Raw genomic sequence first — 14,312 nt, 5'->3', positions numbered from 1 at the left:
CCCGAGGCCGTCCGTGCCTTCGCCGACCAGCGCATGAGCCGCCCTGCCGAGGCCCGCTGCGCCGCACAGGTCGACGCCGGCGGGCGACGACCCCCGGGCCCGCACCGAGGCCCTGGTGTCCGCCCTTCGCGCCGAGGGCTACGCTGCCAGCGCCCGCACGGTCGGCGACGACGTCGTCGTCGGCCTCCAGCTGTGCCAGGGCCACTGCCCGGTCCAGCACGTCGCCGCGGAGTTCCCGGAGCTGTGCGAGGCCGAGACCGATGCCTTCAGCCGACTCCTCGGCGTCCACGTCCAGCGCCTGGCCACCCTGGCCCAGGGCGATCACGTCTGCACCACCTTCGTCCCCACCGCGGGGCGCGTCCCCACACAGAGAGGTCCACCCGATGAGCACCAACATCGAAGAGCTCAACCCCGGGCTCAAGGACATCGGCAAGTACGAGTTCGGCTGGGCCGATGCCGACACCGCCGGTGCCAGCGCCAAGCGGGGCCTCAACGAGGCCGTCGTCAGCGACATCTCCGAGCGCAAGGGCGAGCCGCAGTGGATGCGTGACCTGCGCCTGAAGTCGCTGCGTCTCTTCGACAAGAAGCCCATGCCGAGCTGGGGCAGCGACCTCACCGGCATCGACTTCCAGAACATCAAGTACTTCGTGAAGTCCACGGAGAAGCAGGCCGCGTCGTGGGACGACCTGCCCGAGGACATCAAGAACACCTACGACAAGCTCGGCATCCCCGAGGCGGAGAAGCAGCGCCTCGTCGCCGGCGTCGCCGCGCAGTACGAGTCGGAGGTCGTCTACCACCAGATCCGCGAGGACCTGGAGGAGAAGGGTGTCATCTTCGTCGACACCGACACCGGTCTGCGCGAGCACGAGGACCTCTTCCGCGAGTACTTCGGCACGGTCATCCCCGCCGGCGACAACAAGTTCGCCGCGCTCAACACGGCCGTGTGGTCGGGTGGCTCCTTCATCTACGTCCCGCCGGGTGTCCACGTCGACATCCCGCTGCAGGCCTACTTCCGGATCAACACCGAGAACATGGGCCAGTTCGAGCGGACGCTGATCATCGCCGACGAGGGCTCCTACGTGCACTACGTCGAGGGCTGCACCGCCCCGATCTACAAGACCGACTCGCTGCACAGCGCCGTCGTCGAGATCGTTGTGAAGAAGAACGCCCGCGTGCGCTACACGACGATCCAGAACTGGTCGAACAACGTCTACAACCTCGTCACCAAGCGCACGACGGTCGCCGAGGGCGGCACGATGGAGTGGGTCGACGGCAACATCGGCTCCAAGGTGACGATGAAGTACCCCGCGTGCTTCCTCCTCGGCGAGCACGCGAAGGGCGAGACCCTCTCGATCGCCTTCGCCGGCGAGGGCCAGCACCAGGACGCCGGCGCCAAGATGGTGCACGCCGCGCCCAACACCTCGAGCTCGATCATCAGCAAGTCCGTGGCCCGTGGTGGCGGTCGCACCTCCTACCGCGGCCTCGTGCAGGTCCTCGAGGGGGCGACCAACAGCAAGTCCAATGTCGTCTGCGACGCGCTGCTCGTCGACACGATCAGCCGCTCCGACACCTATCCCTACGTCGACGTCCGCGAGGACGACGTGCAGATGGGTCACGAGGCGACCGTCTCCAAGGTCTCGGCCGACCAGCTCTTCTACCTCATGTCCCGCGGGCTGAGCGAGGAGGAGGCCATGGCGATGATCGTGCGCGGCTTCGTCGAGCCCATCGCGCGTGAGCTGCCGATGGAGTACGCCCTCGAGCTCAACCGCCTCATCGAACTCCAGATGGAAGGAGCCGTCGGCTGATGAGCCTTCTGGCTGACTCGGGCCCCAAGGCCCACACCCACTCCGCCGACACCCTGGTCCCGGACCAGTCCCGCGCCGAGCGCACCCGCTCGTGGTCGGTGGCCGACTTCGAGCTGCCGACCGGCCGCGAGGAGGACTGGCGCTTCACCCCCGTGGGTCGCCTCACCGACCTCCTGGCGGACGAAGGGGGGTCCGCCGAGCTCGGCGTGACCCACCACCTGCCCGAGGGCGTCACCCGGTCGGTCGTCCCGGCCGCCGGAGGCCCGTGCCCTCCGGCGTGCCGGCGCCCGGTGACCGTGCCGCGGCCGTCGCCGCCGGTGGCGGTGACGTGACGCTCATCGACATCCCCGCCGAGGCCGAGCTCACCGAGCCGGTCCGCATCTCGCTCGCCGGCACCGGCGGCGAGATCGTGCGGGCGCACCACGTCGTGCGGGTCGGGCGCTTCGCCCGCGGCACGATCGTCGTCGAGCACTCCGGCACCGCCGACTACACCGAGCTGCTTTCGGTGCTCGCCGGTGACGGCTCGCAGCTGACGATCGTCACCCTCCAGGACTGGGAGGACGACGCGCACCACCTCGGCCAGCACGACGTGGTCGTCGGCCGCGACGCGAGCGTGCGGCACATCGCCGTGACCATCGGCGGCGGCATCGTGCGCCTCAACACCAACGCGACCTACGCCGGTCCGGGTGGCTCCTTCGAGGGCCTGGGCGTCTACTTCGCCGACGCCGGCCAGCACCTCGAGCACCGGCTCTTCGTCGACCACGAGGCGCCGCACTGCTCGAGCAACGTCGAGTACAAGGGCGCGCTGCAGGGCGAGACGGCCCACACCGTGTGGGTCGGCGACGTGCTGATCCGCGCGGCCGCCGAGGGCACCGAGACCTACGAGCTCAACCGCAACCTCGTCCTCACCGACGGCGCGCGGGCCGACTCCGTGCCCAACCTCGAGATCGAGACCGGCGAGATCGTCGGCGCCGGGCACGCCTCGACGACCGGGCGCTTCGACGACCAGCAGCTCTTCTACCTGCAGGCTCGTGGCATCCCCGAGGACGAGGCCCGTCGCCTCGTCGTGCGCGGCTTCTTCAACAGCATCGTCGCGCGCATCGGTGACGCGGAGATCAGCGACCGGATCATGGCCGCGATCGACGTCGAGCTCGAGGGCGGTGCGGCATGAGTGCCGTCGCCGAGCCCGACTACATCCGCGTCTGCAGCCTCGACGAGCTGACCCCGGGTGAGGCGGCCAAGGCCGACATCGGTGGCCGCCTCGTGGCGATCGTGCGCACCGAGGACGGCACCGTCCACGCGGTCGACGACACCTGCACCCACGCCAACGTCTCGCTCTCAGAGGGCGAGGTCGACGGCTGCGCCATCGAGTGCTGGCTGCACGGCTCGCGCTTCGACCTGCGCACCGGCGCCCCCAGCCACCTGCCGGCGACCGTGCCCGTCGCCGTCCACACCGTCCAGGTCACCGAGGCCGGCGACGTGCTCGTCGCCCTCGCCGACTGACCTTCCCCCTTCGACCGAAAGAACCGACATGGCAACGCTCCAGATCACCGACCTGCACGTCAGCGTCGAGACCGAAGACGGCCCCAAGGAGATCCTCAAGGGCGTCACCCTGACCATCCGGTCCGGCGAGACCCACGCGATCATGGGCCCCAACGGCTCCGGCAAGTCCACGCTCGCCTACTCGATCGCCGGCCACCCCAAGTACACGGTCACCTCCGGCGAGGTCACCCTCGACGGCGAGGACGTGCTGTCGATGTCCGTCGACGAGCGCGCTCGCGCCGGCCTCTTCCTCGCGATGCAGTACCCCGTCGAGGTCCCCGGTGTCACGGTGAGCAACTTCCTGCGCACCGCCAAGACCGCCATCGACGGCGAGGCCCCCAAGCTGCGCACCTGGGTCAAGGAGGTCCGCGGCACGATGGAGGAGCTGCGCATGGACTCCTCCTTCGCCGACCGCAATGTCAACGAGGGCTTCTCCGGTGGTGAGAAGAAGCGCCACGAGATCCTCCAGATGGAGCTGCTCAAGCCGAAGTTCGCCGTGCTCGACGAGACCGACTCCGGCCTCGACGTCGACGCGCTGCGCGTGGTCTCCGAGGGCGTCAACCGCGCCAAGGAGTCGACCGACGCCGGTGTCCTGCTCATCACGCACTACACGCGGATCCTGCGCTACATCAAGCCCGAGTTCGTCCACGTCTTCGTCGACGGCAAGATCGCCGAGGAGGGCGGCCCGGAGCTGGCCGACCAGCTCGAGGCCGAGGGCTACGACCGCTTCATCGCGACGGGGGAGCCCGCCACGACCGCAGGGGCCTGACGATGACCTCGCAGCTGATCCCCGAGGAGGAGCTGACCGCGATCCGCGGTCAATTCCCGATCCTCGAGCGCACCGTGCGCGGGGGCAAGCCGCTCGTCTACCTCGACTCCGGCGCGACCTCGCAGAAGCCGCTTGCCGTCCTCGACGCCGAGCGCGACTTCCTCGTCACCGCCAACTCCGCGCCGCACCGTGGTGCGCACGCGCTGTCCGAGGAGGCCACCGAGGCCTACGAGAGCGCCCGGGCCGACATCGCCGGGCTCATCGGCGCCCAGCCGCGCGAGGTGGTCTTCACCAAGAACGCGACCGAGGCGCTCAACCTCGCCGCCTATGCCTTCTCCAACGCCGAGGCGGGGTCCCCCCTTCGCCTCGGTGAGGGCGACGAGGTGCTCATCACCGAGGCCGAGCACCACGCCAACCTCATCCCGTGGCAGGAGCTGTGCCGACGCACCGGCGCGACCCTGCGCTGGATCGGCGTGACGACCGACGGCCGGCTCGACCTCGACCAGCTCGACGAGATGGTCACCGAGCGGACCAAGGTCGTGGCCTTCACGCACGCGTCCAACGTCCTCGGGGCCGTCACCGACGTCCCGCGGGTCGTCGCCGCCGCCCGCGCCGTCGGGGCCATCACGGTCCTCGACGCGTGCCAGTCGGTGCCGCACCTGCCCGTCGACGTCGCCGAGCTGGGTGTCGACCTGCTCGCCTTCTCCGGCCACAAGATGTACGGCCCGAGCGGCATCGGCGTGCTCTGGGGTCGCTACGACCTGCTCGAGCAGATGCCCGCCTTCCTCACCGGCGGCTCGATGATCGAGATCGTGCGCATGGAGGGCAGCACCTATGCGCCGCCGCCCACGCGCTTCGAGGCCGGCGTGCCGATGACCAGCCAGGCGATCGGCCTCGGCGCCGCCGTGCGCTGGATGCAGGACATCGGCGTAGAGCGCATCGCCGCGCACGAGCAGGCGCTCACCGCGCGGCTGCTCGACGCGCTCGCGCAGCGCCCGTGGGTGCGTCTCGTCGGCCCCGCCGACACCGACCACCGCGGCTCGGCCGTGTCCTTCGTCGTCGACGGGGTGCACGCCCACGACGTCGGCCAGGTCCTCGACGACCAGGGCGTCGCCGTGCGGGTCGGCCACCACTGCGCGTGGCCGCTGCACCGCGCCTTCGGCGTCGCGGCGACCACCCGCGCCTCGCTGGCGGTCTACAACACGCCGGCCGAGATCGACGCGCTCGTCGCGGCGCTCGACCGGGTGCCCGAGATCTTCGGCATCGATCGGGGGGCCGCCTGATGGACCTCTACCAGGAGCTCATCCTCGACCACTCCAAGCGCAAGGTCGGCCACGGCCTGCGCGAGGGGCACGTCGCCGAGGTGCACCACGTCAACCCGACCTGTGGCGACGAGGTGACGCTGCGCGTCCACCTCGACGGCACCGGCCCCGACGCCCACATCACCGACATCTCCTACGAGGCGATGGGCTGCTCGATCTCGATGGCGAGCACCTCGATCCTCGCCGAGGAGGTCACCGGTGAGGTGATCCACGACGCCATGGACGTCCACGCCGCGATGCGGCACATGCTGACCAGCCGTGGTCAGGACCCGGGCGACGAGGAGGTCATCGGCGACGGCGTCGCCCTGGCCGGTGTCGCCCAGTACCCGGCGCGCGTCAAGTGCGCGCTGCTCGGCTGGATGGCCCTCACCGACGCCCTGGCCCAGGCCGGCGTCGACGTCCCCAGCACGACCGAAGGAGAGTCCGCATGACCGCCCAGGCCCCGACCCCGAGCAATGTCGCCGATGTCGAGGAGGCCCTGCGCGACGTCGTCGACCCCGAGCTCGGCATCAACGTCGTCGACCTCGGCCTCGTCTACGGCATCACCGTCGACCCGCAGAACCACGCCGTCATCGACATGACCCTCACGTCCGCGGCCTGCCCGCTGACCGACGTCATCGAGGACCAGGTCGACGGTGCGCTGGCCGACATCGTCGCCGACGCCCGGATCAACTGGGTCTGGATGCCGCCGTGGGGCCCGGACAAGATCACCGACGACGGGCGCGAGCAGCTGCGCGCCCTCGGCTTCAACATCTGAGCGACCCCTGACGATGACCCGCACGGTCGAGGTCGGCCCCGAGCGGCTGAACCGGTGGGTCGAGGGCTTCGGTGCCCGGCACGACGGCGTCACGCGCGCCGACGAGCCGGGCACCGTCGTGCTCACCGGCGGTGACGGCGCCACGGCGACGGGGGAGCGCTTCGACCACGAGCGGATCGGGCTGGTCCTCGTGCGGCGCGGCGGGTACGCCGTGGGCCGTGACGAAGGGGGTGACCTCACCGCGCACACGTGCGGCACCGCCTACGTGCAGTCCCGGACGAAGAAGGGCGGCTGGAGCCAGCAGCGCTATGCCCGTCGGCGTGGCAACCAGGCCGACGGGGTGCTCGACAAGGTGCGGGAGATCTCCCTTCGTCATCTGGGGCCGGGTGCGGTCGACGCACTCGTCCTCGGTGGTGACCGGAGGATGGCCGAGCAGGTCCTCGACGACCCCCGTCTGGCGCACCTGCGGGACCTGCCGCGCCGGACACTGTGGGACCTGCCCGACCCACGGCTGGCGGTCCTGCGGGACGCCGCGCGCCGGGCTCGGGCGGTGCGGGTCGTGATCACACCGGAGCGGACCGACGGAGGAGCGCTCGACTAGAGTGCCCCGCGAACGCGCCGACGGCGGCCGCCGGGGGGGATCGGGGGGATCTCATGCTGCGTCGACCACTCGTCGCCCTCGTGGCGCTCGGCCTCTCGTGGACCGTGGTGAGTGCTCGGCGTCGCCGCCGATCCCGCGGCGCCGACGCCCGGACCGACGTCGACGAGCTCGACGCCTCCCCTGCCCGAGCCGTGGATGCGTCCCGGCGAGGTGGCTCCGCAGGCCTACCAGGGCACGCCGCAGACGCAGTCCCCGGTGGCGAGCGCCCTCCAGCGCCGATCCCTGGGGTCGGGGGTGCGGACCGCGGCGGTCGTCGCCGACTCGGCGTGGTCCTGGTACATGGACCGCGGTCCTCGGCACGCGCACCGCGACCTATCTCAGCTCGGTGCGCAACAACGGCGACATCCAGGTGACCAAGGTGGCCCGGGGGAGCGCCGAGCTGTCGCACACCGTCCTCGCCGCCCGCTTCCAGGCGGACGACCACAACGCGCCATCGCTCACCGAGCTGCCCGACGGGCGGATCGCGGCCTTCTGGACGGCGCACTCGAGCGTTCCCGCGCGCTACCGCATCACGAAGCGCCCGGGTGACCTGTCGAGCTTCGGTCCCACGCTCCGGCTCACCGGCTCGGGGCTGGAGTCGGCCCCCTCGACCTACACGACGATGCTGCAGGTGGAGGGCGCCGCCTACCGCTACCACCTCTTCACCCGACGCACGTCGGACAACGCGTGGGTGATGACGCGCAGCAAGGACCTCGCGTCGTGGACACCGGCCGTGCGCCTCTTCGCGCACGAGGGGCGGGAGGACCCGAAGTTCGTGACGGCGGGCGACGGCACCTTCCACATCGCGGTGTCCGACACGATGGCCTCGCCCGGTCAGCGCAGCTCGATGTACCACCTGACGCTGCGTGACGAGGTCTTCCGACAGAGCGACGGCACCCCGATCCGCACGCTGGCAGAGGTCGCGGGGAGCGCCGGTCAGGCCCCGCGACCCATCGACCCGCGCGAGGCGACCCTCGTCTACGACGGCCGCAGCGCCGACGGCCGGGCGCGCGTCTACGACATCGCCGTGTCGGGTGGGGTGCCCACCATCGTCCTGACGACGGGCGCCGAGGACGGCACGTGGACCTACAAGTGGTTCCGCCACCTCGCAGGCACGTGGACGATGCGCACCCTCGACCGTGCCGGCGGCGCGCAGCCGTCGGGGATCACCCTGCGTCACGACGACGCCGACCGCGTTTTCCTCTCCCGCGGGGAGGGAGACGTGGGCAGCCGCGAGCTCTACGAGTACCGCACGGGCGACGACGGGGCGTCCTGGCAGGCGCGTGCGGTCACGCACGGGTCGACCAAGGGCAACCGGACCCCGGCCGCCCCGTGGGGAGCGCAGGACGGGTCGGTGTCGACGGCATGGCTCGCCGGCCCGTACACCTCGTTCAGCTCGGGCCAGTGGGCGACGACGGTCTCCATCGAGACGACCGACCCGGCGCCCCTCGAGCTGCGCTCGACGTGGCCGATCGGGTGGTCGAAGGGCAAGGGGATCGACGGCCGGATCACCGCGGGTGTCGGCGGGGTCGGCGTCCCCGGCCAGCGCGCCTGGATCGTCGCCCGGCTGCCCGGTGGAGAGGAGCGCCGGAGGAACTCGGCCCTCACCGACGCCGACGGATCGGTGCACCTCGCGGTCAACCGCTACTACCCGAGGGGGACGCGGGTGCGGGTCGAGGTGCCGGCTGCCGGCGGATGGGGGCGGGCGAGCACCGCGTCGGTCGACACCGCCACGGACACGACGGCCATCGACCTGGACTCGACGTGGCTGCCCGGGTGGGACCGGGGCCTGGGCGTCGGCGCCTCGGTGACGCAGGTCCGGGACGGCGCGCCCCGGGTCGGCGCGAAGGTGTGGGTGCTGGCGCGCTTCCCCGGCGGGACCGAGCAGCGGCGCAACTCAGCGGTGACCGACACGCAGGGATCGGTGCACCTGGGGATCAACCGCTACTACCCGAAGGGGACGCGCATCCGACTGCAGGTGCCGGCGCAGAGCGGGTGGGGCTCGGCGACGAGCGAGAGTCACTGGACGGGCAGCTGAGCCCCGCTCAGATGTTGTTGGGGTCGCTGACCTCGAAGGTGTCGCAGGTGTTGACCGAGTCGGTCTTCATCCCGCGCAGGAGCCAGGCCTGACGCGCCTTCGCCGAGCCGTGCGTCCAGCTCTCGGGGTTGACACCGCCGCCCGACTTCTTCTGGATCTCGTCATCGCCGACGGACTTGGCAGCGCCCATGGCGTTCTTGATGTCCGACTCGCTGATGTCGGTGATGAGGACCTCGCCGTTGGCGTCCTTGGTCTCGGTCGCGTGCTTCATCCACATACCGGCGAAGCAGTCGGCCATGAGCTCGACGCGCACGGCGCCCGAGTCGGCGCCCTTCGGGTCCTGCTGCGCGCGGTCGAGGATGCCGTAGACGTTCTGGATGTGGTGGCCGTACTCGTGGGCGAGGACGTAGAGCTCGGCGAGCGTGCCGTCCTGGGCGCCGAGCTGCTGCTCCATGATGTCGAAGAAGTCGGTGTCGATGAAGATCTTCTCGTCGAGGGGGCAGTAGAAGGGCCCGACCTGGTTGCTCGCGGTGCCGCACTGGGACTGGGTCTGACCCGTGTAGACGACCGTCTGGGCCGGGCCGCGGAACTGCTGCCCGGCGTCGTCGAGGGCCTTGGCCAGGTCCGGCTGGTCGCTCCAGAAGTCCTGCAGGCTGTTCTCGCCGAGGACCATGAGGCAGCGGCGCTCCTTCTTCGCGTCGGCGCCCGTCTTGCAGTTGTCCTGCACCCAGGAGTCGCCGCCCGCTCCCGCCGTGTCCTGCGGAGCACCGCCACCGCCGCCCCCGGTCGGGTCGAAGCCGAGCAGGACCATGACGATGACGACGATGACGCCGACGATGCCGCCGCCACCCGCGATGACCGGGCCGCGGCCTCCGCCGCCTCCTCCACCACCCATGCGGGAGGTGTCGAGCGACGCGTTGTCGTTGATGCTCATCTGCTGGCCTCCATCGGGGGCAGGGTCTCGACCGATGCACGCGGATGCGGGAACCCCCGGATCCGCGACTTACACTAGCCGCCGACCGACCCTTCGTACGTGCAGGAGAACCACCCGTGATCACAGCCAGCGGCATCGAGCTGCGCGCCGGGTCCCGGATCCTCCTCGAGGACGCCAGCTTCCGTGTGGCGGCGGGCGACCGGGTCGGTCTCGTGGGACGCAACGGCGCCGGCAAGACCACCCTGACCAAGGTCCTGGCAGGGCAGGGTCAGCCGGCCGCCGGGAGCGTCACCTCGAGCGGCGGCATCGGCTACCTCCCGCAGGACCCGCGCACAGGTGACCTCACCGTCACCGCGCGTCAGCGCATCCTCTCCGCCCGCGGACTCGACCGCATCGTCACGGACCGCCGTACGGCCGAGCAGCGGATGGCGAGCGCTGACGCCGAGACGCAGGAGCGGGCGATGTCTCGCTTCGCGCGGCTGCAGGAGGAGTTCGAGGCCGCCGGCGGCTACGCCGCGGAGTCGGAGGCGGCGAGCATCGCCTCGGCGCTCGGGATCGACGAGGCCCGGCTCGACCAGACCCTCGAGACCCTCTCCGGTGGCCAGCGTCGTCGGGTGGAGCTTGCCCGGATCCTCTTCTCCGGCCACGAGACCCTGCTGCTCGACGAGCCGACCAACCACCTCGACGCCGACTCGATCACGTGGCTGCGCGACCACCTCAAGAGCTACAAGGGCGGGCTGATCATCATCAGCCACGACGTCGACCTGCTCGAGGTCGTCGTCAACCGCGTCTTCCACCTCGACGCCAACCGCTGCGAGATCGACCAGTACAACATGGGCTGGAAGAACTACCTCCAGCAGCGCGAGACGGACGAGCGCCGTCGCAAGCGCGAGCTGCAGAACGCGCAGAAGAAGGCCGGTGCCCTGCTCGACCAGGCCGAGAAGATGCGCGCCAAGGCCACCAAGGCCACCGCCGCCCAGCAGATGATCAAGCGCGCCGAGCGGATGCTCGCCGGCGTCGAGGGGGAGCGGACCCAGGACCGCGTGGCCAAGCTGCGCTTCCCCGACCCCGCGCCCTGCGGGCGGACCCCCCTTCGTGCCTCCGGCCTCTCCCGCTCCTACGGCAGCCTCGAGATCTTCACCGACGTCGACCTCGCGATCGACCGGGGGAGCAAGGTCGTCGTCCTCGGGCTCAACGGCGCCGGCAAGACGACGCTGCTGCGGATGCTCGCCGGGGTCGACGCACCGGACACCGGGCAGGTCGAGCCCGGGCACGGCCTCAAGCTCGGCTACTACGCGCAGGAGCACGAAAACCTCGACGTGGACCGATCGGTCCTGGCGAACATGAAGTCCGCGGCACCCGACCTGGGGGAGACCGAGGTGCGCAAGGTGCTCGGCTCCTTCCTCTTCACCGGTGACGACGTCGACAAGCCGGCCGGGGTGCTCTCCGGCGGCGAGAAGACGCGGCTGTCCCTCGCCCTGCTCGTCGTCTCCAGCGCCAACGTCCTGCTCCTCGACGAGCCGACCAACAACCTCGACCCGGCCAGCCGCGAGGAGATCCTCGGGGCGCTGTCGACCTTCAAGGGCGCGGTCGTCCTCGTCACCCACGACGAGGGGGCCGTCGATGCGCTGCAGCCGGAGCGGATCCTGCTGCTGCCCGACGGCGTGGAGGACTTCTACAGCGCCGACTACCGGGACCTCGTCACCCTCGCCTGACCACGCCGGCCCACCTCGCGCTCCATCAGGTGAGACGCATAACAGGCAGTTATGCAATCCATAAGGCCACTCGTAGGATGGCCGGGTGACTGTGACGACCCGCCCCACCCGCACGAAGTCCACCGGCGCCTGGGCCGACGGCGACCGGACCCCGCTGAACCACAACGAGGAGTTCAAGCAGGAGGACGACGCGCTCAACGTGCGTGCGCGAATCGAGGACGTCTACGCCCAGGGCGGCTTCGCCTCGATCTCGCCGGACGATCTGTCCGGTCGCTTCCGCTGGTGGGGGCTGTACACCCAGCGCAAGCAGGGGCTCGACGGCACGCACACCGGCGAGGACGGCCTCGACGACGAGTACTTCATGATGCGCGTGCGCAGCGACGGCGGCCGGATGAGCACCGAGCAGCTGCGCACCGTCGCGGGGATCAGCACCGAGTTCGCCCGGGACACCGCCGACGTCTCCGACCGGCAGAACATCCAGCTGCACTGGGTGCGCATCGAGGACGTGCCGGAGATCTGGCGCCGCCTCGAGTCGGTGGGGCTGTCGACGACGGAGGCCTGCGGCGACTGCCCGCGCACGATGCTCGGCTCGCCGGTCGCCGGCATCGACAAGGCCGAGATCATCGACGGCACCCCGGCCATGGACATCATCAAGCGCGAGCACATCGGCAGCCCCGAGTTCTCCAACCTGCCGCGCAAGTACAAGACGGCGATCTCCGGCTCGCCGGTGCTCGACATCGCCCACGAGATCAACGACATCTCCTTCGTCGGCGTCGAGCACCCCGAGCACGGTCCCGGCTTCGACGTGTGGGTCGGCGGCGGCCTGTCGGTCAAGCCGATCTTCGCCCAGCGTCTCGGCGTCTGGGTCCCGATCGAGGACGTCCCTGCCGTGTGGCACGGGGTCACCTCGATCTTCCGTGACCACGGCTACCGGCGCCTGCGCAACAAGGCCCGGCTGAAGTTCCTCATGGCCGACTGGGGCGCGGAGAAGTTCCGCCAGGTCCTCGAGGACGACTACCTCGGCCGCCGTCTCGTGGACGGTCCGGAGGCGGTCGCTCCGAAGGGGAGCCGCCGCGACCACGTCGGCATCCACGAGCAGGTCGACGGCCGGGTCTGGGTCGGCGCCGCGCCGATCGCCGGACGCATGACGGGGACCAAGCTGACCCGCCTCGCCGAACTGGCGGAGGCGGCCGGCTCGCAGCGGATCCGCTTCACCCCGCACCAGAAGATCCTCGTCCTCGACGTCGAGCCCGACCGGGCCGACGCGCTGGCCGCGGACCTCAAGGAGATCGACCTCGACGTCCACCCGAGCGAGTGGCGCCGCAACGTCCTCGCGTGCACGGGCCTCGAGTTCTGCAAGCTCGCCCTGACCGACACCAAGAACCGCGCCCGGTGGACCGTCGAGGAGCTCGAGAAGCGCCTGACCATCGACGTCCCCTTCAGCATCCACTTCAACGGCTGCCCCAACAGCTGCGCCCGCAGCCAGGTCGCCGACGTGGGCCTCAAGGGCATGCTCGACAAGCGCGAGGACGGCACCCACCAGGAGGTCTTCCAGGTCCACCTCGGTGGCGCCCTCGCGGAGGAGACCGCCCTGGCCCGCAAGACGCGTGCCCTCAAGGTGGCCGGCGACGACCTGCCCGACTACATCGAGCGCCTCGCCCGCACCTACCTCGCCCAGCGGGACGAAGGGGAGTCCTTCGCCCTGTGGGTGCGCCGCGCCGACGAGGACGACATCCGATGAGCACGCTCCTGGACACCGACCGCCTGCGCGAGCTCGCCCGTGAGGGGCAGGAGCGGTTCGACGCGCTCGAGGCGGAGCTCGGCGGTACCCACGAGGGCCGGGTCGAGATCGGCCGGCAGGCGCTGAAGTGGGCCCACGAGACCTTCGGCGAGGGGCTGACCGTCGCCAGCTCGATGGGTGACGAGGTGCTCGTCCACCTCGTCGGCACGACCCTCGAGGGCGCCGATGTCTTCTTCCTCGACACCGGCTACCACTTCGCCGAGACGCTCGGTACCCGCGACGCCTACGAGGCCATGCTGCCGATCAGCATCCGCACGATCTACCCGAAGCTCACCGTCGCCGAGCAGGACGCCGAGCACGGGCCGAAGCTGCACGACCGGGATCCCAACCTGTGCTGCGCGATGCGCAAGGTCGAGCCGCTCAACCGGGCGCTCGAGGACCACGACGCCTGGGTGACCGGCATGCGCCGCGAGGACGCGCCGACCCGCACCGACATCACCGTCGTCGGGTGGGACGAGCGTCGCGGCATGGTCAAGCTCAACCCCATCGCGGGCTGGACGCAGGACGACGTCGACCAGTACGCCGCAGAGCAGTCGGTCTTCCTCAACCCCCTTCGCCAGAGCGGCTACGCCTCGATCGGCTGCGCGCCCTGCACCCGCCCGGTCGCCGAGGGCGAGGACGCCCGCGCCGGACGCTGGTCGGGCACCGACAAGGTCGAGTGCGGCCTGCACACGTGAGCTCGTGACCACGATCCTGCTCGCGCACGGCTCGCCCGACGCGCGGCACGCGGCGACCCTGGAGCGGCTGCGCGCCCGGGTCGCCGGACCGCTCGACGAGGCGGGGCGCGGGAGCACCCACCTCGTCTACATCGAGCACGACCACCCGCGTCCTGACGAGCTCGGGCCCGGCATCGCCGACGAGGTCACGGTCGTACCGATGCTCATCACCCCGGCATTCCACGCGCGGGTCGACGTCCCGGCGGCCGTGCGGGCCTTCGGCGCCGGCGGTGCCCACGCCCGGGTCACGAGCGCCCTCGGTGGCCACCCGCT

At 70.9% G+C, this 14,312-nt stretch carries 16 protein-coding genes; 14 read left to right on the top strand and 2 right to left on the bottom strand.

The window, feature by feature from the left end; translation table 11 throughout:
- Positions 1-325, bottom strand: a 325-nt coding sequence (locus AC2W7J_RS08515; protein ID WP_485982085.1) for a hypothetical protein, incomplete at its 3' end; no start/stop codon positions are given.
- Here AC2W7J_RS08515 and sufB point away from each other — a divergent pair.
- The 10 genes from sufB to AC2W7J_RS08465 are packed head-to-tail and all read left to right on the top strand — an operon-like array spanning position 261 to position 8,873.
- Positions 261-1,805: a Fe-S cluster assembly protein SufB gene (sufB, locus tag AC2W7J_RS08510; protein ID WP_485982084.1), complete on the top strand. Its 1,545-nt coding sequence runs from the start codon at positions 261-263 to the stop codon at positions 1,803-1,805. The genes AC2W7J_RS08515 and sufB overlap by 65 nt on opposite strands.
- Complete coding sequence (locus AC2W7J_RS08505) at positions 1,805-2,137, top strand: hypothetical protein (RefSeq protein WP_485982083.1); 333 nt, start codon at positions 1,805-1,807, stop codon at positions 2,135-2,137. The genes sufB and AC2W7J_RS08505 overlap by 1 nt, the downstream gene beginning before the upstream one ends.
- The gene (gene sufD / locus AC2W7J_RS08500) at positions 2,071-2,976 is read left to right on the top strand and encodes a Fe-S cluster assembly protein SufD (RefSeq protein WP_485982082.1); all 906 of its coding nucleotides are present in this window, start codon (positions 2,071-2,073) and stop codon (positions 2,974-2,976) included. Before AC2W7J_RS08505 ends, sufD begins: the two co-directional genes overlap by 67 nt.
- Positions 2,973-3,308, top strand: a complete 336-nt coding sequence (locus AC2W7J_RS08495; protein ID WP_192910302.1) for a non-heme iron oxygenase ferredoxin subunit — start codon at positions 2,973-2,975, stop codon at positions 3,306-3,308. The genes sufD and AC2W7J_RS08495 overlap by 4 nt, the downstream gene beginning before the upstream one ends.
- A gap of 28 nt (positions 3,309-3,336) precedes the next feature.
- The gene (gene sufC, locus AC2W7J_RS08490) at positions 3,337-4,116 is read left to right on the top strand and encodes a Fe-S cluster assembly ATPase SufC (protein ID WP_255183487.1); all 780 of its coding nucleotides are present in this window, start codon (positions 3,337-3,339) and stop codon (positions 4,114-4,116) included.
- A gap of 2 nt (positions 4,117-4,118) precedes the next feature.
- Entirely contained in the window at positions 4,119-5,399 is a 1,281-nt protein-coding gene (locus AC2W7J_RS08485; RefSeq protein ID WP_485982081.1) for a cysteine desulfurase, read from the top strand.
- The gene (gene sufU, locus AC2W7J_RS08480; RefSeq protein WP_084451629.1) at positions 5,399-5,869 is read left to right on the top strand and encodes a Fe-S cluster assembly sulfur transfer protein SufU; all 471 of its coding nucleotides are present in this window, start codon (positions 5,399-5,401) and stop codon (positions 5,867-5,869) included. The genes AC2W7J_RS08485 and sufU overlap by 1 nt, the downstream gene beginning before the upstream one ends.
- Complete coding sequence (locus tag AC2W7J_RS08475; RefSeq protein WP_255183485.1) at positions 5,866-6,195, top strand: metal-sulfur cluster assembly factor; 330 nt, start codon at positions 5,866-5,868, stop codon at positions 6,193-6,195. Before sufU ends, AC2W7J_RS08475 begins: the two co-directional genes overlap by 4 nt.
- A gap of 13 nt (positions 6,196-6,208) precedes the next feature.
- On the top strand, positions 6,209-6,796 hold the full coding sequence (locus AC2W7J_RS08470; protein ID WP_485982080.1) for an acVLRF1 family peptidyl-tRNA hydrolase: 588 nt from the start codon (positions 6,209-6,211) through the stop codon (positions 6,794-6,796).
- Position 6,797: 1 nt separating this feature from the next.
- Entirely contained in the window at positions 6,798-8,873 is a 2,076-nt protein-coding gene (locus AC2W7J_RS08465) for a BNR-4 repeat-containing protein (protein WP_485982079.1), read from the top strand.
- A gap of 7 nt (positions 8,874-8,880) precedes the next feature.
- On the opposite strand, the gene ypfJ is transcribed toward AC2W7J_RS08465, so the two are convergent.
- A complete protein-coding gene (gene ypfJ / locus AC2W7J_RS08460; RefSeq protein WP_255183482.1) occupies positions 8,881-9,807 on the bottom strand; it encodes a KPN_02809 family neutral zinc metallopeptidase in 927 nt (308 codons plus the stop codon).
- Between the two features lie 116 nt (positions 9,808-9,923).
- On the opposite strand from ypfJ, the gene AC2W7J_RS08455 reads away from it, so the two are divergent.
- From AC2W7J_RS08455 to AC2W7J_RS08440, 4 genes are all read left to right on the top strand, one after another.
- Positions 9,924-11,522, top strand: coding sequence for an ABC-F family ATP-binding cassette domain-containing protein (locus tag AC2W7J_RS08455; protein WP_255183481.1), 1,599 nt, complete (start codon positions 9,924-9,926; stop codon positions 11,520-11,522).
- A 91-nt stretch (positions 11,523-11,613) separates the two neighbouring features.
- Entirely contained in the window at positions 11,614-13,263 is a 1,650-nt protein-coding gene (locus AC2W7J_RS08450) for a nitrite/sulfite reductase (protein WP_255186342.1), read from the top strand.
- Complete coding sequence (locus AC2W7J_RS08445; protein ID WP_485982078.1) at positions 13,260-14,000, top strand: phosphoadenylyl-sulfate reductase; 741 nt, start codon at positions 13,260-13,262, stop codon at positions 13,998-14,000. The genes AC2W7J_RS08450 and AC2W7J_RS08445 overlap by 4 nt, the downstream gene beginning before the upstream one ends.
- Positions 14,001-14,004: 4 nt before the next feature.
- On the top strand, positions 14,005-14,312 hold a 308-nt coding region (locus tag AC2W7J_RS08440), incomplete at its 3' end, for a sirohydrochlorin chelatase (RefSeq protein WP_485982077.1).

This window comes from Janibacter sp. CFPM2_SD2 (genome assembly GCF_057364645.1).
This window is presented reverse-complemented; position numbering and strand designations above follow the sequence as displayed.

Excerpts from the sequence above, each read along its gene's own strand:
- AC2W7J_RS08445 (WP_485982078.1), top strand. The coding sequence starts at position 13,260 with ATGAGCACGCTCCTGGACACCGACCGCCTGCGCGAGCTCGCCCGTGAG.
- sufC (WP_255183487.1), top strand. The coding sequence starts at position 3,337 with ATGGCAACGCTCCAGATCACCGACCTGCACGTCAGCGTCGAGACCGAA.
- sufU (WP_084451629.1), top strand. The coding sequence starts at position 5,399 with ATGGACCTCTACCAGGAGCTCATCCTCGACCACTCCAAGCGCAAGGTC.
- AC2W7J_RS08470 (WP_485982080.1), top strand. The coding sequence starts at position 6,209 with ATGACCCGCACGGTCGAGGTCGGCCCCGAGCGGCTGAACCGGTGGGTC.
- sufB (WP_485982084.1), top strand. The coding sequence starts at position 261 with ATGCCTTCAGCCGACTCCTCGGCGTCCACGTCCAGCGCCTGGCCACCC.
- AC2W7J_RS08485 (WP_485982081.1), top strand. The coding sequence starts at position 4,119 with ATGACCTCGCAGCTGATCCCCGAGGAGGAGCTGACCGCGATCCGCGGT.
- AC2W7J_RS08495 (WP_192910302.1), top strand. The coding sequence starts at position 2,973 with ATGAGTGCCGTCGCCGAGCCCGACTACATCCGCGTCTGCAGCCTCGAC.
- AC2W7J_RS08475 (WP_255183485.1), top strand. The coding sequence starts at position 5,866 with ATGACCGCCCAGGCCCCGACCCCGAGCAATGTCGCCGATGTCGAGGAG.
- AC2W7J_RS08505 (WP_485982083.1), top strand. The coding sequence starts at position 1,805 with ATGAGCCTTCTGGCTGACTCGGGCCCCAAGGCCCACACCCACTCCGCC.
- ypfJ (WP_255183482.1), bottom strand. The coding sequence starts at position 9,807 with ATGAGCATCAACGACAACGCGTCGCTCGACACCTCCCGCATGGGTGGT.